Below are 484 nucleotides of genomic sequence, written 5' to 3'. Positions count from 1 at the left end.
AAGCCGGTGGGGTAACCCGCAAGGGAGCTAGCCGTCGAAGGTGGGGTAGATGATTGGGGTGAAGTCGTAACAAGGTAGCCGTATCGGAAGGTGCGGCTGGATCACCTCCTTTCTAAGGAAATACCCGAACCCGATGAGGTTCGGATACAAGTTATCGGTATATGGCGCTTTGAGCGCAAGACGTGAAAACCATTTGTTCAGCTTTGATGGAATTTGTATGGGGCCATAGCTCAGCTGGGAGAGCGCCTGCCTTGCAAGCAGGAGGTCAGCGGTTCGATCCCGCTTGGCTCCACCAACAACTTTTATCAATTTGCACCTTGAAAACTGGATAACGAAAGAAAAAGAAATTGCTGAAACATCCTTTAAGCTGTTTTTATTGTAAGCGAAGGTGAGCRATCACCTGAGCATATGGTTAAGCTAGTAAGAGCGCACGGAGGATGCCTAGGCACCAGGAGCCGAAGAAGGACGTGGCGAACAACGATAT

1 tRNA gene and 1 rRNA gene are annotated in these 484 nt (G+C 49.9%); both read left to right on the top strand.

The features are described 5' to 3' along the window. Positions 1-112, top strand: a 16S ribosomal RNA gene (locus AB4Z29_RS32380); the annotation flags it as partial. Between the two features lie 107 nt (positions 113-219). After that, a tRNA-Ala gene (locus AB4Z29_RS32375) sits at positions 220-295 on the top strand. The last annotated feature ends 189 nt before the right edge of the window (positions 296-484 follow it).

The organism is Paenibacillus sp. 2TAB23, from assembly GCF_052115165.1.
Taxonomy (GTDB): Bacteria; Bacillota; Bacilli; order Paenibacillales; family Paenibacillaceae; genus Pristimantibacillus.
The sequence above is the reverse complement of the archived record's forward strand: the minus strand, read 5'-3'. Positions and strand labels throughout refer to the sequence as shown.